Consider the following 25,452-nt stretch of genomic DNA (forward strand, 5'->3'; position numbering starts at 1 on the left):
TAAAGCCTTACACGGCGAGGCCGTCGTCGTCAGCGCTTGACGCCGAAGACGAAGTACGCGAGAGGGCCGAGCCAGTTGATCAGGATCACCGGGATCCACGCCGGCTTGCTGCCGCGGACCTCGCCGTCGCGGCGGGCCCACAGGTCGGAGAAGGCGGCCAGCGCGAGTGCGATCTGCACGAGACCGACGACGCCGAGCAGCAGCCGGCCGGGAAGGGAGACGTCCTTGTTGGCGGTCATGCGTCCATTCTGCGCACGGCCCGCGTGCTTGTCACGGGATTCTCGCGGCGGAGCCCCAAGCCAGGGCGACCACGGGCCTCAGGCCGGCGCGACCGGGCCGTGAGGCGCGTGGTACTCGGACTCGCCGCGCTTCCAGTACCCCTTCACCACCACGCGGTCGGCGTCGAGGCCCCAGCGCTCCACCAGCAGCGCCCGGCCGGTCTTGACGATCGCCTGCTCTGCCGCGACGAAGCCGAACACGTGTCCGTCGGGGCGGTCGGCGGCGGTCAGGGCGTCGAGGCGGGCTGCGAGGACGGAGCCTGCAGCGGCGTCGCCACGGTGCAGGTACTCGACATCGACCGCGGCGTCGATCGGGATCTCGTGCTCGGCGTCCGCGACCTCGATCAGGATCGTCGCCGGGGCCCCGGCAGGGATGAGCGCGGCGTAGCGACGGATCTGCGGGACCGCCGTCTCGTCGCCGGCGAGCAGCCAGGCGTCCGGCGTGCCCGACACCGACAGCGAACCGCGCGGCCCGCCGATCCCCGCGAGCGAGCCGAGGGGCGCTCCGGCCGCCCACAGGCCCGCGACGCCCTCGTCGCCGTGCACGGCGAACTCCAGGTCGAGCCACCCGGTGCCGTCCTCGGCCGTGCCCCACGCGAGGGGCGTGTACTCGCGGCTCGGGAACTCCCGCATGGTCTCGATGGTGTCGGCCGGACCCTGTGCGAAGAACACGCGGATGTGGTCGTCGTGGCCCCGAGACCCGAAGCCGACGAGGTCGGCTCCCTGCAGCCGGACCCGCACGTAGTCGGCGGCGATCCACTCGCGGGCGACCAGCGTGGCGAAGCGGAACTTCAGGTCGAGCCTCTCGCGCTCCAGGGTGAAGGACTGCGGAATACCGGAAGCGGTGCTCATGTAGGGGAGCCTAACTCAGCCGCGCTCGCGCGGTCCGGGGATCAGAGGCGGGCGCCGTCGTCGCCCTCGTCGCGCCCCGGGTTCTTGCCCTTGCGAGCCTCGAACGCCACGAACAGGCCCATCGAGACGAGCAGGCCGATCAGCAGCCCGAGCCACACGCTGTCGAGGTACGCGGCGCCGAGGACGGCACCGGCGATGAGCACGGCCGCGCTGCGCAGGATCAGCCACATGCTGCCAGCGTAGGCGCGCTCAGCGCGACCGGTGGTCCTCGGGGTGCAGCCGCGGCGCACGACGGGGCTCGCGCACGCCCGAGGCGAGGATGAGCCGGATGACCCGCTGACGGTGCCCGGCCCACGGCGCGAGCAGCTCGAGCATGCCGTCGTCGTCCACGCGGGAGCCGGTGAGCGCATAGCCGACCTGGTGGGCGAGGTGGAAGTCGCCGACGCTCACCGCGTCGGGATCGCCGAGCGCCCGGATGCGGGTCTCGGACGCGGTCCACACGCCGATGCCGCGCACGCTGGTGAGGACGGCGTCACGCCCGGGGCCGTCCGCCGCGGCCTCGACCGCGCGCACGAGCGACTCGCCGCGGCGCGCGGCCTCGACGATCGCACGGCTCTGCGGCGGCTCGAGGCCGGCGCGGTGCCACGCCCACGACGGGATGCCACGCCAGCCGTCGATCGAGGGCGGCGCGAACATCGGTCTGGGAGTGGGGCCCGGTGCGCGATCGCCGAACCAGGCGACGAGCCGGCGCCACGCCCCGAACGCCTGCTGCAGCGTCACCTTCTGCTCGGTGACCGACTGCGCGAGGGCGTCGAACAGCACGTCCCCCCGCCCCAGCCGGAGGCCGTGTCGGCGGCGATGCGTCTCCCGGAGGAGCGGGTGGGGCGACGGGTCGAACCCCGCATCGTCGTCGGTCGCGCCGCACAGCGCGGGGACCTGCGCGATCGCCCATTCGCGGCCCGGTCCCCAGGCGGCCGCCCTGACCGATCCGTCGGCGCTCTGGCGCAGCACGGTGGTCGCGACCCCCTGCGGCGTCCGGGTGGCGCGCCAGATGCGCTCGCCTTCCCAGGCCTGAGCCGGGTCGCCCGGCCCGCGCTGGAGGCCCGCCACGGTGGCATACAGGTCGAGCTCTCGCCTCGGCCGGTACACCGTCTCGAGCCGCGGCCCCGGATCCGGCCGCGGGTCGCGTTCGCGCACCGGATGGCGCGACACGAGCGCGGCGGACGGGATCATGCGCTCACGCTACGCGAGGCGACCGACAAAGCCGCCTTCGGCTCCCAGTCGTCTGCCACCCGGGTGACCGGCGGCCCGGCGCGGCCGGCGCCGACGACTCAGAAGCGGTCGGGCGAGGGGGCGCCGGAGCCGTAGCGCACCGCGACGTCGGCGTGGCGGTCGAAGCGGTAGCCCGCGCCGCGCACCGTCCGCACGATGTCCTGGAACGCGCCGAGCTTAGAGCGCAGGCGACGCACGTGGACGTCGATCGTGCGCTCGCCGGGAGCGTCCGCGTCGCCCGCGTCCCAGAGGGATCCGACCAGCTCGCCGCGCTCGATCGTGCGGCCCTCGCGCAGCACGAGGTACTGCAGCAGCTCGAACTCCTTGAAGGTGAGGTTCGCCGACTCGCCGTCGATCACGACGCGCTTGCGGGAGATGTCGACGACGACGCCGCGCGCGGCCTCGGTCTGCTCCTCCGACTGCGCCTTGGTGCGCGCGACGGCGCCGGGCTCGTGCAGGGCGAGGCGCACGACGTCGACGTCGCGTCCACCCGCCTGCTGCGGGGCGAGTGCGACGGCGGCGTAGGTCTCTGCGCTGGGCGCGAGCTCGGCGAGCGTGCGACGCAGCGCGTCGACGATGACGGGAAGCGAGACCCCGTCGGCCGCGGCCTTCAGCTCGTCGAGGCCGACGTAGAGGGCGAATCCGCGCGGGGCGGCGTTGGGCTTCGGTGCCTCAGCGGCCTGCTGCGCGGGCGCGGCGACGGTCGTCGGGCGCTGCTCGGCCAGCTGGGGGAGCGGACGGAGATGGCGGACCGGGCGCGTGGTGACGGTGGCCGGGCGGTCGAGGAGGGCGGTGGCGTTCGACATGATGATGTGTCCTTGCGGGGGATGCGCAGCCGATGCGAGCGGCCTTGCGAAGTGTGTGTCGGTCAGGCCGTTCACGCTCAGATCGCGAGGGCCTGTGCCGGCGGCATCCGGTGATGCCGAGCGGCGGGAGAGACCGGCGGACCGGTGCTCTGGCTCCGAGAGGCTGTCGCCTCAGAGGAGCGGTGCGGCGAGGAGGTCTCTACTCAGCGGCACATTCGACAGCACATGTCAGCGCGCCCGGGCATCATCATCCCGGTGGTCCCGTTCGCCTCCCAGGCGGACAGAAGCGTGGCGTCGCTGTACATGCCGTCATTGTGTCCGGGCGTGTCGCACGATGTCAAACCGTTTCAGTGCCCACGGCGGTTCATGACGCAATGTGACACGCGGCGGCTGTTCACGTGGCGCAGATCCCGCTGTCGTCGCCCGCCGCATACGCGACGACGAGGTCGCCTCCCCCCGCGGAAACGAACAGCACCGCCAGCTCCTGGCGCGGCGTGGGCGTGCCGACGGCCTCGCCCTCGCGGTCCAGGTACTCGACGCCGGACGCGTCGAGACAGACCCGGGCGGCGATGTCGGCGGTGGCCGGAGAGACCGACAGGCCGTATTCGGCCGGTACCTCGACCTGGGTCGCATCGACGATGCGGAAGACGGCGACCTCATGGCGCCCGCGTTGCATGATGCCGTCCGCGGCGAAGCCGGAGAGCTTCCACCGGAGCATGGCGTACATGTCGTCGTCGCTGCGGGCGCGCAGCCGGGCGTGGGCGGCCTCGGCGTCGCCGCCGGTGAGGAAGTCGTCCTGCGCGGCGACCCATTCGGCGTACGCCGTGCGCGCCGCGGCGGTCTGCGGCTCGGCGGGAGCACCGCACGCCGACAGCGGCGCGAGCAGGAGGAGGACGGCGGGGGCGAGGGGCGATCGACGGCGCATGCCGCCGACGTTAGGGAGCGCGACCGCCCCGATCGGCGCCGTCCACAGGGAAACGCCAGCGGAGAGTCGTCCGCCTGTCTGTGGACGGACGTAACCTCTCAGCGTGAGTGAGTGGACTTTCTCGAACGACAAGGGTGCGTCTCGCTACGAGCTGCGTCGAGGCGGCGAGCTGGTCAGCGTGCTGGAGTACCGCGACAACGGGCGCACCGTGGCGCTGACCCGTGCCGTGACCGTGCCGGCCCATCGCGGCAAGGGCTATGCCGCCGCGATCACGGAGCACGCCGTCTCGGAGATCGAGGCGGCAGGCGACCGCTCCGTGCTGCCCGTCTGCTGGTACGTGGCGGAGTGGTTCGCCGACCATCCTGAGCGAGCGGGAGTGCTCGCGGGCGCCTCCCGCTGACCTAGCCCGGGCAGCCGACGCCCGCCGGGTCCTGCAGACAGTCGCGCTGCACCAGCGCGGTGTGGACCTCGACGATCCGGATGTCTCGCGCCGCGGCAGGTGCCTCGACGACCCCGTCGACGGCGCGCGTGCCCCAGGGGCCGAAGTCGACCACGGCGGTGTAGAGCGCGGTGACGGTGAGGGAGTACGAGCCCTTCGTCGCGTAGGCGTGGCTCGTGTCCGTCGGGGTGAACTCGGCCTGCTGGAGGGCGCTCCACGACGCCCCGCCCTGCGCGGTCTCGGTGACGGTGCCGTCGCCCCAGTCCTGCCGGAACCCGGCGGGCGCGAACGCGACCGAGACCGGGAACCCGAACAGCTCTCCGTGCACCGTCTGCGGCTGTGCCGTCGCGATCGCGTTCAGTGGCAGGCCTCTCGCACCGATGCCGTCCGGCTCGGTGGTCACGCTCGGCGGCGCGGGGACGAAGCTCGCGATGTCGGAGACCGTGACGTACGCCGGAGGCGCGACGGGCGCCGCAACCTCCGGCTGCTCGTCGACCTCCTCGGGGATGTCGATGCACAGCCCGGTCACCCCGAAGTTGCGTATGCAGCGTCCCTGGCCGTCCGCCGTCTCCTGCGTCGCCTCGTCCAAGCTTCCAGGCGGTGCCCCTCCGCTTCCAGGAGGTGCGAAGCTCACGCCGGGAGCGGGTGGAGACTCGACGGTGATCGTAGATCCCACGTCGACGCCCGCGCCCGTGTTCGCCGAGTCGGGGCAGCCGATGAAGACTGCTGCTTCGCCGCAGCCGGTTTCCGCAGCAGGCGGGTGCGCATCCATAACGGGCAAGAGCGCGACGATAGCGAGTACCCGCGAAGTCAGCACACTGCGTCCTCATTGACAACGCTACTCACGATTCGGAGACCTCCGCCTTCGGCTGTTGCGATCTCCGAACGGAGAGCGATTAGTTCGTCTCGGGCAGGCGTCACATCCTCGCCGTCGGCGTCAAGGACTCGCGTGGTCGAGGAATCCAAGCAACTCCGAAGCTCGATGCTCCAAGCGCTTCCAACGAGTTCAGCGGGACCGCGCTCGAGGGACCGGATCACCAGTGCGCCCTCGATCCGCAGGCCCAGGTCGTCCATCTGCTCGAGGATGCTCTGCTCTTCAGCCAAGGGCTGGCCGGACAGATAGTCCGCGGGTTCGTACTCGGGGTTGGAACCGGCGTAGTACGCGTTCAGCTCGTCGACGTGATCGCGGTAGAGCTCCTCCGCGGCGGCGAAGGCCTCCTCTTCCGTCGAGAACCCGGTCGGGGTGGGCGTCGGCTCGGGCGTCGGGGTGCACGCGGTGATGCTCGCCACGAGGACAGCGGCGAGGCCGAGGGAGGCGAGGCGCGACGGCATGCCACCACCGTAGGCAGGAGGGCGGATGCGGCGCGGAAGTTATCCCCAGCCGCCGCGGGGCCTTACGGTGGAGCGACGCGCGGGAGGTGCGGATGAGGATGTGGTCGCTGCACCCGTCGCTGCTCGATCGGCAGGGGCTCACCGCGGTGTGGCGCGAGGGGCTCCTCGCGCAGGCGGTGCTGCTCGGTCGAACACGGGGCTACAAGGCGCACCCGCAGCTCGCCCGGTTCCGCGACCACGACGATCCGGTCGGCGCCGTCGGCGCCTATCTCTCAGCCGTCGCCGCCGAGGCGTCGCGTCGCGGATACCGGTTCGACGTCGCGCGCATCGACGCCCCGGACGGGGCCCTCGCGCCCATCGCGGTCACCTCCGGTCAGCTGGAGTTCGAATGGCGCCATCTGCTGGCGAAGCTGGCGGAGCGCTCGCCGGAGGTCCACACGAGGCTCGTCGGCGTCAGCCCCGAGGCGCACCCGATGTTCGAGGTCGTGCCCGGGCCCGTCGAGGCCTGGGAGCGAGGCGTGTCGCCCACGGGTCGCGCCTAGGCGCCGTCGAGCCATTCGAGGATCAGCGCGGCGGCCGGATCGGGGTTCTTGATCATCGTCTCGTGACCGCTGTCGGGAACCTCGTGCAGCCGGCTGTTCGGGATCGAGTCGGCGACGCGGGCGCACCATGCGTACGGGGCCACGGTGTCGTTCTCGCCGCGCAGCACGAGGGTCTCTCCCGTGACGCGGGGGTAGGCGAGCTCGGGGCGGTGCACGAGCATCGACCGCATCTTGCGGTGCAGGTGGGGCCCCGCGCGCAGATACTCCCGTCCGCCGGCGACGAGCACGCGCGGGCTCTCGTCGAGAAGGTCGTGAGCGAGGCGCGCGAGCTGGGTCAGGGCACGGCGGCGGCCCGCCTCGACCGTGGGGCCGACGAGCACGAGCCGTGTGCCGCGCTCCGGGTGCCGTGCGGCGACCTCGGTGATGACCTGCGTGCCCATCGAGTGGCCGATCAGGACGGGATCGCGCACGACGTTGGCGCGCAGGAACGCGGCGACCAGGTCGGCGAGGCGCTCGATGGTGGGCGTGCGCGGCGGCTCGGGCGCCTCGCCGAAGCCGGGCAGATCGATGGCGATCACGCGTCCGTGATCGGCGAGCAGGTCGGCGAGCGGGGTGAACACGCTGCGGCCCATGCCGATGCCGTGCACCAGCACGAACGTCTTGTCGCCGCCCCCGCGCGCCTCCCAGATCAGGGTGGAGCCGTCGTGCGTGAACGGCCGGGCCTCTTGGAGGGTCGGATCGGACAGCATGGATAGACCGTAGCGAACCGGGCAGACTGACCGCATGGGCGGCTTCCGGCAGCGATACCTCGCGTGGCTCAACCGCACGCTGAACCCGCTCACGCTGCGCGCGGCCAAGCGGGGCCGAGGACCGTTCTCGCTCGTCGAGCACGTCGGGCGCAAGTCGGGCCGCACGTTCGAGGCGCCGCTGATCCTCGCACCGGTCGACGGCGGACTCGTCGCCGAGCTCACGTACGGGGATCGCGTGAACTGGTACCGCAACCTGCTCGCGGGCGGCGGGCGGGTGCTGCACCGCGGCCGGTGGTACCGGGTCGTCGGAGTGGAGCCGTATGGCGTGACGGAGGGGCTGCACGCGTTCGGGGCGCCGGCATCGTGGATCCTTCGGCTGCTGCGGCGACGGGAGTTCCGGCTGCTGCGGGTCGAGGCGGAGGGATAGCCCGCCCCTCGAGACGCGCGTCAGTCGGCCATCCGCGGGATCCGCGGCGGTGCTGCCGCTCGATGTCGGACCTCGTCCTTACCGTGGAGGCATGCGCATCCTGCACACCTCCGACTGGCACATCGGGCGGTCGTTCCACGGCCACCAGACGCTCGATGCGCTTCGCGGTGTGCTGGCCACGCTCGCCGGTCAGGTGCGCGAGCACCGCGTCGACGTCGTCGTCGTCGCGGGCGACGTGTTCGACTCGGCCACGCCGGCGGCCGCCTGCTACACGCTGCTGACCGACGCCCTTCGCGACATCAGCGCGGCCGGCGCGCAGATCGTGCTCACGAGCGGCAACCACGACAACGCCGCGCGGCTCGGGTTCCTCGCGCCGCTGCTCCGCGACGGCATCCACGTGATCACCGACCCCGCGGGCGTCGGCACACCCGTCACCCTGTCCGACGAGCACGGGCCGGTGCACGTGTACGGCATCCCCTACCTCGAGCCGATCATCGTTCGCGGCGTCTGGCCGGGCAGCGGGCTGCGCACCCAGCAGCAGGCGATCGCGCACGCGATGGGGCTCATCGAGGCCGATCGCAGCGGGCGCGGCGGTCGGTCCGTCGTCGTCTCGCACTGCTTCGCCGCCGGGGTGGAGGCGAGCGACGGCGTGGAGCGCGAGATCCGGCAGGGCTCGCTGGACGTCGTCCCGCTGTCGTCCTTCGACGGCCCCGACTACGTCGCCCTGGGACACATCCACGGACGCAGCCGGCTCGACGACGGCGTGCGCTACAGCGGCGCGCCGCTGCACTACAGCTTCAGCGAGGCAGGCAAGCCACGGGGGTCGTGGCTCGTCGACCTGGACGCACACGGGCTTGCAGCCGTCGAGTGGCTGGAGCTCCCCGTGCCGCGGCGGCTGGTCACGCTGCGCGGCACCCTCGAGGAGCTGCTCGGCGACCCTGCTCTCGACGCGCACGCCGACGCCTGGGTCTGCGCCGTCCTCACCGACGCCACGCCCCAGACCGACCCGATGCGCCGCCTGCAGCAGCGGTTCCCGCACTGCGCCACCATCCAGCTCGACCCGCAGAACCGGGCCGCCGAAGACGGACTGAGCTACCGCGCTCGCGTGCGGAAGGCGGCCAGCGACGCCGACCTGATCGACTCCTTCCTCAGCCTGGTCCGCGAGGGCGACGGCGCGAGCGACCAGGAGGCCCGGATCATCGGCGACGTCGTGTCCGAGCGCGCGGCGACCGAGGTGACCGCGTGAGGCTCCACCGCATCGAGATCGAGGGGTTCGGGCCGTTCCGTGCGCGCCAGACGATCGATCTTGACGCCTATGCGGGCGACGGGATCTTCCTCATCTCCGGCCGCACCGGCGCCGGCAAGTCGAGCATCCTCGACGCCGTCTGCTTCGCGCTCTACGGCAGCACCCCTCGTTACGAGAGGGGCGAGGCGCGTCTGCGCAGCGACCACGCCGAGCCCGACGACATCACGGAGGTCGCGCTCGAGTTCACCACCGGCGGCCGCACCTGGCGCATCGAACGCAGCCCCGACTACATGCGCCCGAAGAGGCGTGGCGACGGCTTCACCCCGCAGAAGGCCGAGGCCCGGATGGGGGAGCGAGCCGGCGACGACTGGGACTGGCAGGCGGCGCGTCCCGTCGACGTCGCGAACCTCGTCGACGAGATCGTCGGGCTCAACCAGCAGCAGTTCCTGCAGGTGATCCTGCTCGCCCAGGGGCGCTTCGCGCGGTTCCTGCTCGCCAAGAACGACGAGCGTCAGGCGCTGCTGCGCACGCTCTTCGGCACCAGGCGGTTCGAGGAGTACGAGACCGCGCTGGACGAGCGGCGCAAGGACGCCGTCGCACGCGTGGAGCGTGAAGCGCAAGCGCTCGCCGGTCGGCTCGAGCACGCCGAGGGGATCGCCGGAGACATCCTCGACCCGCTCGACGGGGCGCCCGAGCTCGCCGACCGCATCGAGTGGGTCGGCCGGGCCTCCCTGCGGGCGCGCCACCTGACCGAGGAGACCGACAGCGCGGAACGGCAGGCCGCCGCCGCGCTCGCCGCCGCCGAGGCGCTGCACGCGGAACGCTCCGGCCAGCGCGACCGACAGCAGCGCCGGGACGAGTCGCGCCGAACCCTCGCAGACCTCGAGGCCAAGGCCGAAGAGATCGCGCTGATCCGCGCGGAGCGCGACGCCGCGCGATCGGCCGAGCACGTCCGCGGCGCACGCGACGCCGCGACCCGTGCGCTCGTCGCGCTGAACGTCGCCGAGGGTGCGCTGGCCGCCGCACGGTCGGCCTGGGGCGACGCCCGCGACGACGTCCATCCTCCCCTCGACGCCGCGCCGGACGCGCTCGACGTCTTCGTGGCGGAGGGGCAGCAGCGCATCGGCGCGTGGCGACCCGTGCGCGACATCGAGACCGGGCTCGCCGCCGCCGCAGAGGCGCTCGAAGGACTGCGCGCGCAGGCGGAGGACGCCGCCCGGCGCGACGCGGCGCTCGAGGAGCGCGCGGCCGCACTTCCGCGCGAGCGGGAGCGTGTCGAGGCGGCCCTCGTCGAGGCCATGACGGCGGCGGCCAACATCGAGACCCTGCGCCAGGCCGTCACGGCGCTCGACGCGCAGCTCGCGGCGGCGCGATCCCTCGACCGGCTCGTGCAGGCGCGCGCCCGCGCCTACGACGAGCTGCAGCGGGCGAAGCGGCGGAAGGACGAGAGCGAGAGGCATCTCGCCGAGCTGCAGCGCCGGCGGTTCGCCGGCATGGCGGGTGAGCTCGCCGCCGACCTGATCGACGGCGAGGCGTGCGCCGTGTGCGGCTCGACCAGCCACCCCGCGCCCGCCGCCCGCGGCGACGACGCCGTCACCGTCGACGACATCGAGCGGGCCGACGCCGCGCGCGCAGAGGTCGCGGCGGCGTTCGAGGCCGCGAACACGGCCCTGACCGCTGCCGACCGGACGCACGCGGACGCCGAGCGGGACGCAGGAGGACGTGAGGCGGACGAGATCGCGGGCGACCTCGAGGACACGCGGACCGCGCTGGCCGACGCCGAGGCCGCCGTCGTCGAGAAGGAGCGACTCGTCGCCGCGCGTGCCGCGCTGGACGCCGAGGCGAGCGATCACGCCGCGGCGAAGACCGCGCTCGTCGCCGAACGCAGCGAGCTCGACGCCCGCATCGCCGGGGCGGCTGCCGCGCTCGAGAAGGACGGCGCGGCGGTGGCGGAGGCGCGAGGCGCCGCCACGAGCGTCGCGGCGCGCATCGAGGCGGAGGATCGCCTGGTGCGGGTCGCTGACGCCTACGCGGACGCCCAGCGCGAGGCAGTGCGCGCCGAGAAGGAGGCGGTCGACGCCCGCGACGCTCTGCAGGCGTCGGCCGAGCAGGCCGGGTTCGCCGACCCGGCCGAGGCGCTCGCCGCGCTGCGCGAGCAGCCGGCGCGCGCAGCGCTCGAGGACCGGATCCACGCGCACGACACTGCTCTGGCCGCAACCAGGTCGGCTCTGCTGCAGCTCGAGCTCGACGCGCTGCCCGAGGAGCCCGTCGACACCGCAGAGAGCGCCGCCTCCGTCGCCGCGGCGAAGCAGGCCTGGGCCGCCGCCGTCGAGGCGCGCACCGCCGCCTCGCACCGCGCCCGGGCGCTCGCCGACGCGGCCGAACGCGCCGTCGCCGACCATGCGCAGATCGCCGGCCTCGCCGCCGAGGCCGCGGCGATCCGGCGGCTGGCCGACACCGTCGCGGGCCGCGCGCCGAACGCGAAGCGGATGAAGCTCGAGACGTTCGTGCTGGCGGCCGAGCTCGAGGAGATCGTCGCGGCCGCCAACGTGCGCCTGGCCGACATGTCAGGCGCCCGCTACCGCCTGCAGCACAGTGACGCCGTCGCCGCGCGCGGTGCCGCGTCCGGTCTCGGCCTCGAGGTCATGGACGCCTTCACCGGCCGGGCGCGCCCCGCCCACTCGCTCTCGGGCGGCGAGACGTTCCTCGCCTCCCTCGCCCTGGCGCTCGGGCTCGCCGAGGTCGTCACCAGCAGGGCCGGCGGTATCCGGCTCGACACGCTGTTCATCGACGAGGGCTTCGGCTCGCTCGACGCCGAGACGCTCGACACCGCCATGCGCACCCTCGACGAGCTGCGCCAGGGAGGGCGCACCGTCGGGATCATCAGCCACGTCGACGCGATGAAGGAGCAGATCCCGGCCCAGCTGCGCGTCGAGCAGACCCCGCAGGGATGGAGCCGGGTCGTCCAGGAGGCGAGCCTGCCCGCCTGAGGCCCGAGCGGAGCGACCGGCCCGATCTCTGTCGCCGGACGGACGATGACGCGAACGGCCGGTACTCTCGGGAGCATGAAGCGCAGCTCGATCTGGACCATCGTCGGCGTGATCCTGGCGATCGTCATCGCGTGGTGGGTCGTCGAGGCGCTCTTCCGCCTCATGTTCTGGATGGCGAAGTTCGGAGCGGTCGCCGTTGTGGCGATCATCGTCTTCTTCGTTCTGCGCGCTGTCTTCGCCCGCAGCGACTCCAAGGACTGACGTGGAGTTCCCTCCTCTCGCAGCGAGCTTCACCATCGCGCTGCCCGGCTGGATCCGCGACGAGCTCGCCGACGTCCCCGACGCGATCCCCGACCGCGACGATCGGATGGCGCTGGTGAACCGGCTCGCCGACCGCAACTGGCGCGAGGGCAACGGCGGCCCCTTCGCCGCGCTCGTGGCGGAGACCGGCACCGGCCGCATCGTCTCCGTCGGCGTCAACGTGGTGCTCGCGACCAACATCTCGTCGGGACATGCCGAGGTCACCGCGCTCGGCATGGCGCAGGCGCGGCTGGGTGCGTGGGACCTCGGCGGCGTCCGGGCCGACGGCACCCCGCAGCCCGAGCACGAGCTGCTCGTCAACTGGCGTCCCTGCGTCCAGTGCTACGGCGCGGCGATGTGGTCGGGCATCCGCACCCTCGCGATCGCGGGGTCCGGTCCCGAGCTCGAGGAGCTCACCACCTTCGACGAGGGGCCCATGATCGACGACTGGGCCGAGGCCTTCGAGGCGCGAGGCATCCGGGTCGTCCAGGGCATCCGGCGCGACGAGGCGGTCGACGTCTTCCGGTCATATCGCGACGCCGTGACCTCCGGCGTCGTCACGGTCTACAACGCGCGGTCCGGAGACTGAGGCACCGGCGATCAGCCCTCTCGCGTCAGCGCGATCGGGTCGAGCACCACACGGCGCCTGTCGCGCAGCCACACCACCCCGCGGCCGCCGGTCTCCGCCAGCGCGCGTCGCTCCGCGTCCGTCGCGAAGCGATAGCGGTACGACACCACCCGCACCCAGCGGGGGCGCTCACCCTCGAACGGATCCGCCCGAAGCAGCCGCAGAGTCGCGCGGTCGGCCTCCAGCAGCCTGACGAGGAACGCCCGGAACCAGTCCTCGAGGCGTCCCCACGAGCTCGTCGGACGCAGCGGCAGGAACCACATCAGCCAGTCGAGACGCAGGTGATATGGAGCGAACTGCCCGGGCGTCCGGTGCACCTCTCCCGGCTTGCCTCGGAAGCCGTACGCACGCCACTCGGCGCGCAGCGGATCGTCGCCGAGCGTGCCCTCCACGACCCACTCGATGCGCTCCTTCGTCACCGTGCCGAAGGCTCCGTAGGCGTTCGCGAGGTTCCAGCGGTTGAACGAGGCGTTCATCAGCTGGTCGCGCGCGGCGAGGTTGCGCGCCGGCCACCAGCTCAGCACCGCGTACAGCGCGGTCACCGCGAGGGTGATCGCCAGCCAGTAGGCGGGGATGTCGCCCACCGGCCCCCGAGCTGCCGGCACCGCGATCGCCGACGTCGCGAGCACGATCGTCGCCCAGTTCAGCCACGCGAAGTTGCCGGTCGCCACGAGCCATAGCTGCGACAGGACGATGATCCCGGCGGACACGGCGCCGACCGCCTGGGGCACCACGTCGGGTACCCAGAGGCCGAGGAGCGGTGCGAACAGGAACCAGGGCACCACGAGCTGGGCGACGTGATTGCCGAGGACCTCGCCCTTGTGCACCCAACGGGGCAGGAGGTGGGCCCGGCGGCTCAGGGGACCGGGCATCGGCTGGGTCTCGTGGTGGTAGGTCAACGCGGTGAGGTCGCGCCACTCCCGCCCGCCGCGCAGCTTGATCATCCCCGCGCCGAACTCGAGCCGGAACACCAGCCACCAGAAGAGCACGAGGACGTGGACGGGCGGCGGCTGACCCTGCGAGCCGAGGAACGCGGCCAGGAAGCCCGCCTCGAGCAGCAGCATCTCCCACCCGAAGCCGTAGAACGTCTGGCCGATCGACACGATCGACATGTATCCGAGCCAGAGCGCCAGAAATGCGACCATCGGCAGCCACGGCGGGCCGAGCTGCGGAACACCCGCCACCAGCAGCGCCGACACCGCGATGCCGCCGACGCACAGCGCGACCAGCCGTCGATCGCTGTACCCGACCCACCGGAACAGCGTCGGGCGCAGCAGCCGGGCCGCCCGGTCCGAAGAACGCGCCCACTCCAGCAGCTCCGTGGCGGGCAGCAGGCCGCGCTCGCCCAGCAGAGCGCGGAACTGGGCGAGAGAGGACGCGAACGCCACGAGGTACAGCGTCGCGATGCCGCGCTGCAGCACTTCGCGCGCGAGCGCGAAGTCGACCGCGGAGAACCCGTCCATGGCGCCAGGCTAGGGCCCTCGCAGGGGCGGTGCGCGGGCTTGACGCGCCGACGCCGGCGAGCCCGGCCGCCTTCGTCAGACGGTGCCGGGCGAACGGTGGCGCAGGGCACGCGAGCGCAAGCGCCTTGAGTGTTACGGGGGTGTGAACGCCGGTAACAGTCGCTCGACTGATCTGGTCACCGTGCACGATGGCCGTTACCGTCCTCTTTATACGAGAAAGCAAAATCATATTGTGAGAAAGGAGATGTCGTGGCAGCAGTCGGCATCACCGCACGAGGCGTCGCGATGACGTTCCGCACGCGCGGGCAGACGAACACCGTGCTCGAGAGCCTGGACATTCGGATCGCGCCGTCCAGCTTCGTGTCGCTGCTCGGCCCGTCGGGTTGCGGCAAGAGCACGCTGCTGAAGATCCTCGGGGGCATCATGAAGCCCTCCGCCGGCGAGGTCCGGATCGGCGACGAATCCGCGCAGGACGCTGTGCGTAACCGTGAGATCGGCCTCGTGCTGCAGCGGCCGGCGCTACTGCCGTGGAAGACTGCCCGACAGAACGCGGCGCACCTGCGCATGCTCGCCAAGGGCGACAAGAAGGCCAGCCTCGCCGCCGCGGACGAGGCGCTCGAGCTCGTCGGGCTTGCGCATGCCGCCGACAAGCTTCCGCATGAGCTGTCCGGAGGGATGGCGCAGCGTGTGTCGATCGCGCGTGCGCTGGCGATGGACCCGTCCATCCTCCTCATGGACGAGCCTTTCGGTGCGCTGGACGCGATCACTCGCGACGCGATGAACGAGTCGCTCGCTCAGATCTGGGCCGCGACCGGCAAGACGATCGTGTTCGTCACCCACTCGATCTCCGAAGCGGTGTTCCTCTCGGATGTCGTCCACGTGATGTCGGCGAACCCAGGTCGCATCGTCGAATCCATCGAGGTAGACGTGCCGTTCCCGCGCACGGAGGCGTCGTTCGAGCTGCCCGAGTTCGTCGCGTACTCGAATCGCCTGCGCGAGTGGCTGCACCCCTCGGAGAGGAAGGCCGCCTGATGGTCGACACGGTCGCCACCGCCACCGCGGTGCGCATCCGCCCGCAGGGCATCACCGGTGAGCGCGCCCGAGCGCTGTGGGCCGCGGCGTGGCCTCCCATCGTGTTCGTCGTGGCCGTGATCGCGCTGTGGGAGCTCGCGGTCGTCGCCCTCGACGTCCCGCCGTTCGTGATCGCGAAGCCGACGGACATCGCCGCGGAACTCGTCGCGTCGGCGCCGCTGCTGCTCGACGCCACGTGGGTCACCACGCAGGAGGTGCTCTGGGGCTTCGTGATCAGCGTGGTCGTCGGCATCGCGATCGCGCTCGTCGTCGTGCGGTTCCGCTGGGTGGATCGCGCTGTGTATCCGCTCATCGTTCTGTTCCAGGTCGTGCCCAAGGTCGCGCTGGCGCCCATCTTCATCCTGTGGTTCGGCTACACGATGACGCCGAAGCTGGTGCTCATCGTGGTAATGGCGTTCTTCCCGATCACGCTCAACATGGTGCTCGGGCTGCGGCGCGTCGACGAGGACCAGCTGCTGCTGATGCGCTCGGTCGGTTCGACGAAGAACCAGATCCTCATGCAGGTGCAGGTGCCGACCTCGCTGCCGTACCTCTTCGCGGGCGCCCGCATCGCCATCACGCTCGCGGTCATCGGAGCCGTCGTCGCGGAGTTCTCCGGGGCGCAGGCGGGCCTCGGCTACCTGATCCAGTTCTCCGCCACGCAGCTCGACACAGCGCTGATGTTCGCCGCGCTGATCGTCGTCTCGGTACTCGGCCTTTTCTTCTACTACCTGATCGACGGCGTCGAGCTCCTCGTGCGCCGTCGCTTCCCGCACATCGCCAACGCGGCGGACTGACTCCGCGCCATCCCTTCCCGAAGGAGAAACATGCGTCACAACACCCTGATTCGCGCCGGAGCCGCGTTCGCGGCGGTCGGCATGCTCACCCTCGCGGGCTGCTCCAGCTCGTCCCTGCCGGAGGAAGCCGGCGCGACCGGACCGAGCGAACTCGACCACCTCAAGATCCAGCTCGACTTCCAGCCGCGCGGCCTGCACTCCGTGCTGTACGTCGGCGACGCGATGGGCTTCTTCGAGGATGCCGGGGTCGTCATCGATTCCGTGACACCGGGCAAGAGCTCGGGGGAGACGCTGCAGGTCGTCTCCAGCCTGACCGACACGATCGGCGTCGCCGATCTGCCGACGCTCGTGCTCAACCAGTCCAAGGGCGTGCCGGTCAAGGCGATCGGGGTGCTGAACCAGCAGTCCCCGCTGTCGATGTGCTCACTGAAGGAGAACGTCGAGCTCCATTCGCCGGACGATCTGCGCGGGCTCACCATCAGCGTTCAGGCATCCGGCTCTACCTACCTGTTCACCAAGGCCCTCCTCGCCGCCAACGGCATCGCGGAGGACGAGCTCGAATGGGTCACGGTGAACCCGCCGTACGAGAACTACCTGCTGACCGGTCAGGTCGACGTCGTCCCCTGCTACGAGGACGCCGAGCTCACCATCCTCGCCGATCACGCCGGCGGGGCCGACAAGATCAGCATCCTCGACGGCCCGGAATACGGCTACGACGCCTACGGGACGGGTGTGTTCGCGTCCGATGCCCTGATCGAGCAGAACCCCGAAGCGGTCGAGAAGTTCATGAAGGGCTTCACCGAGGCATTCCAGTACGTGATCGACAACCCGGAGGAGGCGGCCGAGGTGATCGCCGCCAGCTCCCCGGAGCTCGCCGAGAACGCGGAGCTCTACACCGCTCAGATCCAGGCGGACATCGCCGAGTCCTTCACGAGCACGGTCACGGAGGAATCCGGTCTGGGCGCCATGGACGACGCGACGTGGGAGAAGACCATCGGGACCCTGGCCGACCAGGGCCAGCTCGAGTCCGTCCCCACGGTTGACGACGTGCGCGACGCGAGCTTCATCGACGCGGCCAACGCCGAATGATCCGACGCCGGGGCGGTGTGACCTTCACCGCCCCGGCTTCACTGAAACGACCAAGCAAGAGGAGCAACACACATGGCTGAAACCCGCCGCGCCGAGATCTCGGGCGCCGGATTCGCGGGGCTCGTCGCCGCCACCGCGCTCGCACAGCGCGGATGGCAGGTGCGCGTCCACGAGAAGGGGGAGACGTTGCGGACGGAAGGCGCCGGCATCGTGCTCTGGGGCAACAGTCTGCAGGTGCTCGACGACATCGGCGCCACGCACGACATCATGTCCAACTCGATGACGCCGCCGGCCTACGAGACCCGGATGGACAACGTCATCCAGTCCCAGGAGACCCTCGACGGGATCCGCTGGCGCACGATGACACGCGGCCATCTGTTCAACTCCCTCCTGCTCGCGGCCCGCGAGGCGGGTGTCGAGGTCAAGCCCGGCTCCCGCGTCGTCTCGGCGACCGCGGACGGCGTGCTCACGACAGCCGACGGCGCGTCGACGAAGGCCGACCTCATCGTGGGCGCCGACGGAGTCGGGTCGGCCGTGCGAGACTCCCTCGGCTTCGAGGTCAGGCGCGAGCGTTCCCGCGACGGCATCACGCGCTTCCTCGTCCCGCGACGCAAGGCCGAGCTCTCCGCGCTTGAGCCCGACACGGAGTGGGACAACGTCATCGACTTCTGGAACCTCGATCCGCGCGTGCTGCGCGTGCTCTACACGCCTGCGAACGACGAGGAGCTCTACATCGCGTTGATGGCGCCAGCGGCGGACGCGGAGGGCTCGCGCGTACCGATCGACCTCGACCTGTGGACCTCGATCTTCCCCCAGCTCGCCCCGGTGCTGCAGGACGCGGCGCGCATCCAGGGCCGGTACTACGGCTACCAGACGACGCGCGTCGACTCCTGGACCCGCGGTGTCGCGGCGCTCGTCGGCGACGCGGCGCACGCGATGTGCCCGGCCCTCGCGCAGGGCGCCGGCTGTGCGATGCAGAACGCCTACACGCTCGCCGTCGCCGCGACCGCCGCTTCCGACGACGAGCTGCCCGCGGCGCTCGCGGGATGGGAGCGACTGGAGCGCCCGTACACCGACCGCTGTCAGGATCGCTCGCAGGAGTACGCCGACACCCGCGCGATGTCCCAGGGCAACCAGTTCACCGGCGAGAGCGTCGAGACGGCGCTGTACGAACCCACCGATCCGCACCGTCACGAAAAGGCTTCCGCATGAGCATCGATTCCTCGTATCAGGTCCGCGCGTTTCACTCGTTCGTCACGGAGACGCACCACGACGCGGGGCCCGCGCCCGCGCAATTGCTCATCAAGGCGGCGGTCGCGGTCGTGATCCGCAACCCGTTCGCGGGGCGGTGGGTCGAGGACCTCTCGCCGCTCACGGCGCCGAGCGCCAGCCTCGGCACAGAACTGGGAGAGCGCGCCGTGGCGCTGCTCGGCGGGCGACCGGTCGAGTCGTATGGCAAGGGCGGCCTCGCCGGGCTGAGTGGGGAGCAGGAGCACGTCGTGGCCTGCATCACCACGGTGTTCGGCGACGCATTCCGTGATGCCGTCGGCGGCGGCAAGGCCTGGATCTCGTCTGCGAGCAAGACCGCTGCGGCGGGAACGCAGATCGACATCCCGCTCGCCTTCAAGGACGAGGTGTACGTGCGGTCGCACTACGACGCCATCACGATCGCCCTGCCCGACGCGCCGCACCCCGACGAGCTCGTCCTGATCGCCGCGGTCGCCACGGGGGGAAGGCCGAACGCCCGTGTGGGCGGCCTCACCGTGTCCGACATCGTCGCTCGCGACGCCTGATCCTATCTCCCCTGGAGCAGACATGACGTACCAGCACTCCCAGTACTTCGAAGACCAGTCCATCGCAAGCGTGCTCGCCGATGTCGCCCGTGCGCATCGCATCCTCGAGCTCGAGGGTCATGGCGACATGTCGATGGGTCACCTGTCGTTCCGTGACCCGTTCGGTCGGGGACTGTGGCTCAAGCGCGGCAATCTGGCGCTGAGCGAGGTGGAGGGCGACGACTTCATCCTGATCGACTTCGACGGCAACGTGCTCGAGGGCACGGGCCTGCGGCACCTGGAATGGCCGCTGCACGCGGAGATCATGAAAGCCCGTCCCGACGTCAACTTCGTCGGTCACTCGCACGCGCACTTCGCCACGGTCCTGGGCGCCAGCGAGGAGCCGCTCAAGCCGTACAACAACCACGGCGTGTGGTTCGCCTACCACGGCGTGCCGCGCTTCTCCGAGACCAGCCACATCGTCACCACGGTGCCGCTCGGCGTCGCGGCGGCCCAGGCGCTCGGCGACGCCCAGGCGCTGCTGCTCGCCAACCACGGCATCGCGTTCGTCGGCTCGACGGTGGCCGAGGTGACGCTCGCGGGCATCTTCCTGGAGAAGGCCGCCCGCTTCCAGGTCGATCTGAAGTCTTCGGGCTTCACCCCGATCGAGCCCGACCCCGAGGAGACCAAGGAGAAGTTCGACCGGATCTATCCGTCGAAGGCTCAGCACAACTTCTGGACCTACTTCAACCGCCGCCTCGAACGAGTCGAGGCGCTGCAGGGCATCGGCATCTCGCAGATCAGCCTGCCGCCGGCCGTCTGATCTTCGAGAGCCTCAGCGCTAATCACGAATCGCAGACAACGAGAAGCACACAGAGAGAAGGAACACCATGAGCGCTCTCCCGAAGATCGCCACCGTCATCGGCTCGGGCACGATGGGCCCCGGCATCGCCGCCACCCTGGCCCGAGCAGGTGTCATCGTCCGGCTCTACGACATCTCGGATCAGGCCATCGAGAACGCCGAGGCCGGCTACCAGACCGTCAAGGGGGTGCTGGCGACCGTCGGCACGCCGGAAGCCGAGGGCGGCGAGGTGACGTTCGGCATGGATCTGGCGGCCGCGGTCGCCGATTCGGAGCTGATCATCGAGGCCATTCCTGAGCGGATCGAGCTCAAGGCGTCGCTTCTCGAGCAGCTCGAGGCGCTGATCGGCAAAGACGTGATCATCGCGTCGAACACGTCGGGCATCCCGATCACCAAGATGGCCGAGACCATGACGGTGCCCGGCCGCCTCGTCGGGATGCACTGGTCCAACCCGCCGCACCTCATCCCGATGATCGAGGTCATCCCCGGCGAGCAGACGAGCCCCGAGCTGGTGGACCGCCTGGCCGAGATGGTCAAGGCGTTCGACTATGTGCCGGTCATCGAGAAGGAGACGCCCGGATTCGTCGAGAACCGGATCCTGTACGCGATCCTGCGTGAGTGCATCGACCTGCTCGAGCGCGGCATCGTGACGCCCGAGGGATTGGACGCGTGTGTCAAGTGGGGCATCGGCTACAAGCTCGCCGTCGTCGGTCCGACCCGCCTTCTCGACATGGCGGGGCTCGACATCTACAACGCTGTGTCGGGCTACCTCAACGCCGACCTAGCGGACCGGAAGGACGTCCCGCAGCTCGTGCTGGACAAGATCGAGGCCGGCACGCTCGGCTTCAAGACCGGAGCGGGAATGTACGACTACGACGGTGCGGAGGCCGTCGCCGCCAAGCGCGGCGAGATCATCCAGGGCCTCATCGCGACGCGCAAGACGCTGTCGTCGATCCCGAACGTCTGATGACGCGGGAGATCGGCGCGGAGCCGATCGCGGACGGGCTCATGCGGACCCGCGGGGCGGATGTCGACATCGCCTTCCGAGTGGGCGGAAGCGGTCCCGCGGTCGTGCTGCTGCACGGAACGTCGGCCAGCCACGCGGTGTGGGAACCGGTCGCCGAGGAGCTGTCGTCCGTGGCCACCGTGATCGCGCTGGATCAGCGCGGGCACGGCCGCAGCGACAAGCCGTCGCACGGATACACGGGTCCCGATTTCGCGGCGGACGTCGTGACGGTGCTCGACGCGCTCGGTATCGAACGCGCGCTCGTGGGCGGCCACTCGCTGGGCGCACGCAACGCGTGGCTCGCCGGCGCGCTGCACGTCGAGCGTGTGACGGGAGTGCTGTGTGTGGATTACACACCGTACGTCGAGACCGCGGTGATCGACGAGCTCGCCGCGCGCGTGGCCGCCGGTCACCGCACGTTCGGCGACATCGCGGAGATCGAGGAGTACCTGCGGGCACGGTATGCGCGCATCCTGCCGGACGCGGTCTCGCGGCGTGCCCGCTGGGGCTACCGCCCGACGGCCGGCGGATGGGTTCCGCACGCCGCCCCGGACGCCATGCAGCAGCTGATCGAGGGGTTCCGCACCCCGTGGGATGCGGAGTTCCGCGCCGTCGCGGTGCCGATGGCCCACGTCCGCGGGGCCCGGAGCGCTATCGTCGGCGCGGCCGCGTGGGACGCGGCGCGCGCCGACCGGCCCGATGACCGCTGGACCCTCGACGAGGACGCCGACCACTACATCCCGGAGGAGCACCCGGGACTCATCGCCGCCGAGCTGCGCACGCTGCTGGGCATCTGACCCCAATGGAAGGAAATTCCGTGCCTCTCTTCATCGACAAGCTCGCGATCGCGAGCCCGGACTTCGGGAATCTGACGCGCATCCCCGACGAGTTCACGGCCGACGGGGGACACTCCCTGCCGCGCCTGGAGTTCTCGGGCGCTCCAGAGGGCACCGCCGAGTACGCCCTCATCTGCCACGACCCGGATGCGCCGCTTCCGCACGGCTTCACGCACTTCGTCGTGTACGGCATCCCGGCCGATGCCATGTCGCTGGACCTGGACGCCGACGGCGTGCGCATCGCGCCCAACGGCGCGGACTTCGCCGTCTGGTACGGGCCGGAGCCGCCCCGCGGGCACGGCGATCACCACTACTACTTCTGGCTCTATGCGCTGAACCGGCCCGTCGAGGGCGAGCCCACGCGCGAGCAGTTCCTCGCCGCGTACGGGAACGCCATCATCGAGCAGGCGCGGACGGTCGGCGTCTACTCGCGCTGACGACGACACGACGATCACGGACACGCACCGGGACGTCGTGGATCTCCCGGTGCCCAGTCTGCGGCTCGTCCTGTTGGGCTCGACGGGCCCGATCGGAGACCGCGACCGGGCCGGGGATGCTGCTGCCCGTGACCACGCCCGAAAGGAGCGATGATGGAACCGATGGACAGCTCCCGAGCGAGAACCGAAGAGTCGTCCGTGCCGGCTGCGCGGACGAAAGGCGTCGAAAGCGCCCGCCGCGCGCTGCAGATCCTGCTGCAGTTCTCAGAGGGGCGACCGGAGCTGACAGTCGATCAGATCCTCGAGGCGCACGCGATCTCGGTGCCGAGCGCGTATCGATACGTCGCGCTGCTGCGTGAGATGAACCTGATCGAGGAGCGCGGTCGCGGGGTCTTCACGCTGTCGCCGCAGGTCGTCCGTCTGGCCCGCGCCGCGGAGGCGTCTTTCGACTACCGGGTCGAGGCGCAGCCCATCCTGGACCGCATGCGGGAGCGCACAGGCGAATCGGCACTGTATGTGCGCCGGGTCAACGACGCCGCCGTGTGCCTGTCGATCTCCGAGTCCGAGCACGCCATCGGTCTGTCGTTCCAGCCGGGCGCGCTGATGCCGCTGCATGGCGGTGCAGCCGCAAAGGTGCTGCTTGCCGACTATCCGGAGCCGAAGCGCACCCAGTACCTCGACCGGCTGAGCCCGCCGCTCAGCAGGTCCGCGCGGCGTGCGCTGGAAGCGGACCTGGATCGGATCCGCGCTGCGGAGTACTCGGAGAGCACGGGGGAGGTCGACCAGGGAGTGTGGGCGGCCGCGGCTCCCGTACGCGCGCACGGCGCTCTCGTCGGCGCCGTCACCGTCGCCGCTCCCGCCTACCGGCTCGATGCGGAGCATCGGCGCGAGATCGCCGCCGCGGTGATCCAGGGGGCATCGGAGTTGGCGCGCGCCATCGCGCGGGGCTGATCCGGAGCGCCGTCAGGCCCGCTCACGTCATCGGCCGCAGCGCCTTCCGTCTTCTGCGCCAGCCGAACCGGGGCCGTCACTCGCTCGTGAACTGCGGCAGCGCAGCGCGCAGCTCGGCGAGCCACGCGCGCGCGTTGCCGTCCGACGGCGCGCGCCAGTCGCCCCGCGGCGACAGCGAGCCGGATGGCGCCACCTTCGGCCCGTTGGGGATCGCCGAGCGCTTGAACTGGGCGAAGCCGAAGAAGCGCTTCAGGAACACCTGCTCCCACTTCACGATGGTCGCGAGGTCGTAGCCGTAGCGGTCCTCGGGGGGGAACCCCGGAGGCCACTCGCCGGCGTCGGGATCCGACCAGGCGTGCTGCGCGAGGAACGCGATCTTCGACGGCCGGTAGCCGAAGCGCAGCACGTGGTGCAGTGAGAAGTCGTGCAGCGCGTACGGGCCGATGGTCTGCTCGGTCGACTGCACCTGCCCGTCCTGCCCCGCGGGCACGAGCTCGGGGCTGATCTCGGTGTCGAGCACCGACTGCAGCACCTCGGCCTCGTGCGCGGAGACGCCCTGCTCGGCGCCGTGGGCGATCACCCAGCGGATCAGGTGCTGGATCAGGGTCTTCGGCACTCCCGAGTTCACGGCGTAGTGGCTCATGTGGTCGCCGACGCCGTAGGTCGCCCAGCCGAGCGACAGCTCCGACAGGTCGGACGTGCCGACGACGATGCCGCCGTGGTGGTTCGCCAGGCGGAAGAGGTAGTCGGTGCGCATGCCGGCCTGCACGTTCTCGAACGTCACGTCGTACACCGGCTCGCCCCGGCCGAACGGATGCCCCATCTGCGTCAGCATCTCGGTCGCCGCGGGCCGGATGTCGATGGTCTCGATCGAAGCGCCCACCGACTCGGCGAGGCGGATCGCGTTCGACTTCGTGTGGTCGCTCGTCGCGAAGCCCGGCATCGTGTACGCCAGGATGTCGCTGCGCGGGCGACCCATCCGATCCATCGCCCGCGCGATCACGAGCAGTGCGTGCGTCGAGTCGAGGCCGCCGCTGACGCCGATCACCGGCTTCGGGTCGCCGATGGCGCGCATGCGCTGGATCAGGCCGGACACCTGGATGTTGAACGCCTCGTAGCAGTCCTGCGCGAGGCGGGCGGGGTCGTCCGGGACGAACGGGAACCGGTCGAGGTGACGCCGGAGCCCGACGTCTCCGCGCGGCGGCTCGAGCGTGAACGGCACGGTGCGGAAGGCGGCGGCCGGCGATCCGTCGGGCGCGGAGAGGACCGTCCTGCGGTTGTCGTCGAAGGTCCCCTGCCGGAGTCGGTCCTGGCGCAGGCGGTCGAGGTCGACATCCGCCACCGACCTGCGGGCCCCGTCCGGGAAGCGCTCGGTCTCGGAGAGCAGGTTCCCGCCCTCGTAGATCATCGTCTGGCCGTCCCACGACACGTCGTTGGTCGACTCGCCCATGCCCGCCGCGGCATACGCGTAGGCGGCCAGGCACCGCAGCGACTGCGACTTGACGAGGTCCTTCCGATCCTCGGCGCGTGCGATCGTGATCGGGCTGCCGGACAGGTTCAGCAGCACGGTCGCGCCCGCGAGCGCGGCGGTCGCCGACGGCGGGATCGGCACCCACACGTCCTCGCAGACCTCCGCGTGGATCACCAGCCCCGGCACGTCCGCCGCCTCGAACAGCAGGTCGGGCCCGAACGGGACCTCCGTGCCCGCGACCGCGATCGTGCCGCGCTGGTCGTCGCCGGGGGCGTACCAGCGGCGCTCGTAGAACTCGCGGTACGTCGGCAGGTACGACTTCGGGGCGACGCCGATCACCGCGCCGCGGTGGATGACGACCGCGCAGTTGTAGATGCGGTTGCCGCGGGCGAGCGGCGCGCCCACCACGAGCACCGGCATCAGGTCGGCCGACTCGCGGGCGATGCGGGCGATGGCGGCGTGCACCCCGTCGAGCAGCGCGTCCTGCATCACCAGGTCGTCGATCGCGTACCCCGACAGGCACAGCTCGGGGAAGACCGCGACCGCGACCGCCTCGTCGTGGCACTCGCGTGCGCTGTCGAGCACGTGCTGCGCGTTGGTCGCCGGGTCGGCGATGGCGAGCGGGATTGTGCACGCCGCGACGCGCGCGAACCCGTGCCGATAGGCGCTGGCGAAGTCGTAGTCGCTCACGTGCCCAGTCTTGCACTACCGTCCGGCCGCGACGCCTGCGGCCCCCGCGACCGGACGGCGCGCTCGGGCCGCTGGGCCGAGCCGCGTCGCTAGATGTAGTGCCCAGCCAGGTTGTTTGAAATGCGGCTGATGGGTGGGAGCTTTCCGATGGCGGTGTGGGGTCTGTGGTGATTGTAGAAGTGCAGCCAGGCCGGGAGAGCTGCTCGCCGAGCTGACTCGGA

The 25,452-nt window shown here is 71.1% G+C and carries 29 protein-coding genes; 17 read left to right on the forward strand and 12 right to left on the reverse strand.

Annotated features, from left to right (window positions below):
- Positions 1-29 precede the first annotated feature (29 nt).
- From K5S26_RS13940 to K5S26_RS13965, 6 genes are all read right to left on the reverse strand, one after another.
- The gene (locus tag K5S26_RS13940) at positions 30-239 is read right to left on the reverse strand and encodes a PLDc N-terminal domain-containing protein (RefSeq protein ID WP_221859213.1); all 210 of its coding nucleotides are present in this window, start codon (positions 237-239) and stop codon (positions 30-32) included.
- Between the two features lie 78 nt (positions 240-317).
- Positions 318-1,130 carry a siderophore-interacting protein gene (locus tag K5S26_RS13945; protein WP_221859215.1) on the reverse strand — a complete coding sequence of 271 codons (813 nt, stop codon included), beginning with the start codon at positions 1,128-1,130 and terminating at the stop codon, positions 318-320.
- A 41-nt stretch (positions 1,131-1,171) separates the two neighbouring features.
- A complete protein-coding gene (locus tag K5S26_RS13950) occupies positions 1,172-1,360 on the reverse strand; it encodes a hypothetical protein (protein ID WP_221859217.1) in 189 nt (62 codons plus the stop codon).
- A 19-nt stretch (positions 1,361-1,379) separates the two neighbouring features.
- Positions 1,380-2,363 carry a DNA-3-methyladenine glycosylase family protein gene (locus K5S26_RS13955; protein ID WP_221859219.1) on the reverse strand — a complete coding sequence of 328 codons (984 nt, stop codon included), beginning with the start codon at positions 2,361-2,363 and terminating at the stop codon, positions 1,380-1,382.
- 98 nt (positions 2,364-2,461) lie between these two features.
- On the reverse strand, positions 2,462-3,208 hold the full coding sequence (locus K5S26_RS13960; protein ID WP_221859221.1) for a winged helix-turn-helix domain-containing protein: 747 nt from the start codon (positions 3,206-3,208) through the stop codon (positions 2,462-2,464).
- Between the two features lie 394 nt (positions 3,209-3,602).
- Positions 3,603-4,133, reverse strand: coding sequence for a hypothetical protein (locus K5S26_RS13965; RefSeq protein ID WP_221859224.1), 531 nt, complete (start codon positions 4,131-4,133; stop codon positions 3,603-3,605).
- Positions 4,134-4,236: 103 nt separating this feature from the next.
- Between K5S26_RS13965 and K5S26_RS13970 the strand changes: the two genes are divergently transcribed.
- Positions 4,237-4,533, forward strand: coding sequence for a GNAT family N-acetyltransferase (locus K5S26_RS13970; protein ID WP_221859226.1), 297 nt, complete (start codon positions 4,237-4,239; stop codon positions 4,531-4,533).
- A 1-nt stretch (position 4,534) separates the two neighbouring features.
- On the opposite strand, the gene K5S26_RS13975 is transcribed toward K5S26_RS13970, so the two are convergent.
- Both K5S26_RS13975 and K5S26_RS13980 read right to left on the reverse strand, forming a co-directional pair.
- Complete coding sequence (locus K5S26_RS13975; protein ID WP_221859228.1) at positions 4,535-5,161, reverse strand: hypothetical protein; 627 nt, start codon at positions 5,159-5,161, stop codon at positions 4,535-4,537.
- 221 nt (positions 5,162-5,382) lie between these two features.
- Positions 5,383-5,904 (reverse strand): hypothetical protein, encoded by a 522-nt coding sequence (locus K5S26_RS13980; protein ID WP_221859229.1) that lies wholly within the window; start codon positions 5,902-5,904, stop codon positions 5,383-5,385.
- 92 nt (positions 5,905-5,996) lie between these two features.
- Between K5S26_RS13980 and K5S26_RS13985 the strand changes: the two genes are divergently transcribed.
- A complete protein-coding gene (locus K5S26_RS13985) occupies positions 5,997-6,446 on the forward strand; it encodes a pyrimidine dimer DNA glycosylase/endonuclease V (protein WP_221859231.1) in 450 nt (149 codons plus the stop codon).
- Here K5S26_RS13985 and K5S26_RS13990 read toward each other — a convergent pair.
- Complete coding sequence (locus K5S26_RS13990; protein WP_221859233.1) at positions 6,443-7,195, reverse strand: alpha/beta fold hydrolase; 753 nt, start codon at positions 7,193-7,195, stop codon at positions 6,443-6,445. The two genes, K5S26_RS13985 and K5S26_RS13990, sit on opposite strands and share 4 nt — an antisense overlap.
- 34 nt (positions 7,196-7,229) lie before the next feature.
- On the opposite strand from K5S26_RS13990, the gene K5S26_RS13995 reads away from it, so the two are divergent.
- The 5 genes from K5S26_RS13995 to K5S26_RS14015 all read left to right on the forward strand — a co-directional run bounded on the left by K5S26_RS13995 (position 7,230) and on the right by K5S26_RS14015 (position 12,747).
- Complete coding sequence (locus K5S26_RS13995; protein ID WP_221859235.1) at positions 7,230-7,622, forward strand: PNPOx family protein; 393 nt, start codon at positions 7,230-7,232, stop codon at positions 7,620-7,622.
- 91 nt (positions 7,623-7,713) lie between these two features.
- Positions 7,714-8,868: an exonuclease SbcCD subunit D gene (locus K5S26_RS14000; protein WP_221859237.1), complete on the forward strand. Its 1,155-nt coding sequence runs from the start codon at positions 7,714-7,716 to the stop codon at positions 8,866-8,868.
- Positions 8,865-11,858 carry an AAA family ATPase gene (locus K5S26_RS19225; protein WP_221859240.1) on the forward strand — a complete coding sequence of 998 codons (2,994 nt, stop codon included), beginning with the start codon at positions 8,865-8,867 and terminating at the stop codon, positions 11,856-11,858. The genes K5S26_RS14000 and K5S26_RS19225 overlap by 4 nt, the downstream gene beginning before the upstream one ends.
- 75 nt (positions 11,859-11,933) lie before the next feature.
- Positions 11,934-12,119 carry a hypothetical protein gene (locus K5S26_RS14010; protein WP_221859242.1) on the forward strand — a complete coding sequence of 62 codons (186 nt, stop codon included), beginning with the start codon at positions 11,934-11,936 and terminating at the stop codon, positions 12,117-12,119.
- 1 nt (position 12,120) lies between these two features.
- Positions 12,121-12,747, forward strand: coding sequence for a nucleoside deaminase (locus K5S26_RS14015; RefSeq protein WP_221859244.1), 627 nt, complete (start codon positions 12,121-12,123; stop codon positions 12,745-12,747).
- Between the two features lie 11 nt (positions 12,748-12,758).
- On the opposite strand, the gene K5S26_RS14020 is transcribed toward K5S26_RS14015, so the two are convergent.
- The gene (locus K5S26_RS14020; RefSeq protein WP_221859246.1) at positions 12,759-14,249 is read right to left on the reverse strand and encodes a lipase maturation factor family protein; all 1,491 of its coding nucleotides are present in this window, start codon (positions 14,247-14,249) and stop codon (positions 12,759-12,761) included.
- A gap of 249 nt (positions 14,250-14,498) precedes the next feature.
- Here K5S26_RS14020 and K5S26_RS14025 point away from each other — a divergent pair, with 249 nt between their 5' ends.
- From K5S26_RS14025 to K5S26_RS14070, 10 genes are all read left to right on the forward strand, one after another.
- Positions 14,499-15,281 carry an ABC transporter ATP-binding protein gene (locus K5S26_RS14025; RefSeq protein WP_221859248.1) on the forward strand — a complete coding sequence of 261 codons (783 nt, stop codon included), beginning with the start codon at positions 14,499-14,501 and terminating at the stop codon, positions 15,279-15,281.
- The gene (locus K5S26_RS14030) at positions 15,281-16,117 is read left to right on the forward strand and encodes an ABC transporter permease (RefSeq protein ID WP_221859250.1); all 837 of its coding nucleotides are present in this window, start codon (positions 15,281-15,283) and stop codon (positions 16,115-16,117) included. Before K5S26_RS14025 ends, K5S26_RS14030 begins: the two co-directional genes overlap by 1 nt.
- A gap of 30 nt (positions 16,118-16,147) precedes the next feature.
- A complete protein-coding gene (locus tag K5S26_RS14035; protein ID WP_221859252.1) occupies positions 16,148-17,206 on the forward strand; it encodes an ABC transporter substrate-binding protein in 1,059 nt (352 codons plus the stop codon).
- Positions 17,207-17,278: 72 nt separating this feature from the next.
- Positions 17,279-18,418 (forward strand): FAD-dependent oxidoreductase, encoded by a 1,140-nt coding sequence (locus K5S26_RS14040; RefSeq protein WP_221859254.1) that lies wholly within the window; start codon positions 17,279-17,281, stop codon positions 18,416-18,418.
- Positions 18,415-18,999, forward strand: coding sequence for an amino acid synthesis family protein (locus K5S26_RS14045; RefSeq protein WP_221859256.1), 585 nt, complete (start codon positions 18,415-18,417; stop codon positions 18,997-18,999). The genes K5S26_RS14040 and K5S26_RS14045 overlap by 4 nt, the downstream gene beginning before the upstream one ends.
- A 22-nt stretch (positions 19,000-19,021) precedes the next feature.
- Positions 19,022-19,801, forward strand: coding sequence for a class II aldolase/adducin family protein (locus K5S26_RS14050; protein ID WP_221859258.1), 780 nt, complete (start codon positions 19,022-19,024; stop codon positions 19,799-19,801).
- 67 nt (positions 19,802-19,868) lie between these two features.
- Positions 19,869-20,807 carry a 3-hydroxyacyl-CoA dehydrogenase NAD-binding domain-containing protein gene (locus tag K5S26_RS14055; protein WP_221859260.1) on the forward strand — a complete coding sequence of 313 codons (939 nt, stop codon included), beginning with the start codon at positions 19,869-19,871 and terminating at the stop codon, positions 20,805-20,807.
- Complete coding sequence (locus K5S26_RS14060; protein ID WP_221859262.1) at positions 20,807-21,643, forward strand: alpha/beta fold hydrolase; 837 nt, start codon at positions 20,807-20,809, stop codon at positions 21,641-21,643. Before K5S26_RS14055 ends, K5S26_RS14060 begins: the two co-directional genes overlap by 1 nt.
- A gap of 20 nt (positions 21,644-21,663) precedes the next feature.
- Positions 21,664-22,119, forward strand: a complete 456-nt coding sequence (locus K5S26_RS14065; protein ID WP_221859264.1) for a YbhB/YbcL family Raf kinase inhibitor-like protein — start codon at positions 21,664-21,666, stop codon at positions 22,117-22,119.
- A 198-nt stretch (positions 22,120-22,317) separates the two neighbouring features.
- Entirely contained in the window at positions 22,318-23,070 is a 753-nt protein-coding gene (locus K5S26_RS14070; RefSeq protein WP_221859266.1) for an IclR family transcriptional regulator, read from the forward strand.
- Positions 23,071-23,146: 76 nt separating this feature from the next.
- On the opposite strand, the gene K5S26_RS14075 is transcribed toward K5S26_RS14070, so the two are convergent.
- Together K5S26_RS14075 and K5S26_RS14080 are read right to left on the reverse strand one after the other, a co-directional pair.
- A complete protein-coding gene (locus K5S26_RS14075; protein ID WP_221859268.1) occupies positions 23,147-25,231 on the reverse strand; it encodes an NAD(+) synthase in 2,085 nt (694 codons plus the stop codon).
- 89 nt (positions 25,232-25,320) lie between these two features.
- A partial coding sequence (locus K5S26_RS14080; RefSeq protein WP_221859294.1) for an integrase core domain-containing protein occupies positions 25,321-25,452 on the reverse strand: 132 nt, incomplete at its 5' end.

The sequence above is a fragment of the Microbacterium marinilacus genome, assembly GCF_019753765.1.
GTDB classification, from domain to species: domain Bacteria; phylum Actinomycetota; class Actinomycetes; order Actinomycetales; family Microbacteriaceae; genus Microbacterium; species Microbacterium marinilacus.

Coding starts and splice junctions, on each gene's coding strand:
- K5S26_RS14030 (WP_221859250.1), top strand. CDS start 15,281: ATGGTCGACACGGTCGCCACCGCCACCGCGGTGCGCATCCGCCCGCAG.
- K5S26_RS13960 (WP_221859221.1), bottom strand. CDS start 3,208: ATGTCGAACGCCACCGCCCTCCTCGACCGCCCGGCCACCGTCACCACG.
- K5S26_RS13940 (WP_221859213.1), bottom strand. CDS start 239: ATGACCGCCAACAAGGACGTCTCCCTTCCCGGCCGGCTGCTGCTCGGC.
- K5S26_RS13990 (WP_221859233.1), bottom strand. CDS start 7,195: ATGCTGTCCGATCCGACCCTCCAAGAGGCCCGGCCGTTCACGCACGAC.
- K5S26_RS13950 (WP_221859217.1), bottom strand. CDS start 1,360: ATGTGGCTGATCCTGCGCAGCGCGGCCGTGCTCATCGCCGGTGCCGTC.
- K5S26_RS13945 (WP_221859215.1), bottom strand. CDS start 1,130: ATGAGCACCGCTTCCGGTATTCCGCAGTCCTTCACCCTGGAGCGCGAG.
- K5S26_RS13955 (WP_221859219.1), bottom strand. CDS start 2,363: ATGATCCCGTCCGCCGCGCTCGTGTCGCGCCATCCGGTGCGCGAACGC.
- K5S26_RS14020 (WP_221859246.1), bottom strand. CDS start 14,249: ATGGACGGGTTCTCCGCGGTCGACTTCGCGCTCGCGCGCGAAGTGCTG.
- K5S26_RS13985 (WP_221859231.1), top strand. CDS start 5,997: ATGAGGATGTGGTCGCTGCACCCGTCGCTGCTCGATCGGCAGGGGCTC.
- K5S26_RS14035 (WP_221859252.1), top strand. CDS start 16,148: ATGCGTCACAACACCCTGATTCGCGCCGGAGCCGCGTTCGCGGCGGTC.
- K5S26_RS14060 (WP_221859262.1), top strand. CDS start 20,807: ATGACGCGGGAGATCGGCGCGGAGCCGATCGCGGACGGGCTCATGCGG.
- K5S26_RS14040 (WP_221859254.1), top strand. CDS start 17,279: ATGGCTGAAACCCGCCGCGCCGAGATCTCGGGCGCCGGATTCGCGGGG.
- K5S26_RS14000 (WP_221859237.1), top strand. CDS start 7,714: ATGCGCATCCTGCACACCTCCGACTGGCACATCGGGCGGTCGTTCCAC.
- K5S26_RS14050 (WP_221859258.1), top strand. CDS start 19,022: ATGACGTACCAGCACTCCCAGTACTTCGAAGACCAGTCCATCGCAAGC.
- K5S26_RS13980 (WP_221859229.1), bottom strand. CDS start 5,904: ATGCCGTCGCGCCTCGCCTCCCTCGGCCTCGCCGCTGTCCTCGTGGCG.
- K5S26_RS13995 (WP_221859235.1), top strand. CDS start 7,230: ATGGGCGGCTTCCGGCAGCGATACCTCGCGTGGCTCAACCGCACGCTG.
- K5S26_RS13965 (WP_221859224.1), bottom strand. CDS start 4,133: ATGCGCCGTCGATCGCCCCTCGCCCCCGCCGTCCTCCTCCTGCTCGCG.
- K5S26_RS14010 (WP_221859242.1), top strand. CDS start 11,934: ATGAAGCGCAGCTCGATCTGGACCATCGTCGGCGTGATCCTGGCGATC.
- K5S26_RS14045 (WP_221859256.1), top strand. CDS start 18,415: ATGAGCATCGATTCCTCGTATCAGGTCCGCGCGTTTCACTCGTTCGTC.
- K5S26_RS14055 (WP_221859260.1), top strand. CDS start 19,869: ATGAGCGCTCTCCCGAAGATCGCCACCGTCATCGGCTCGGGCACGATG.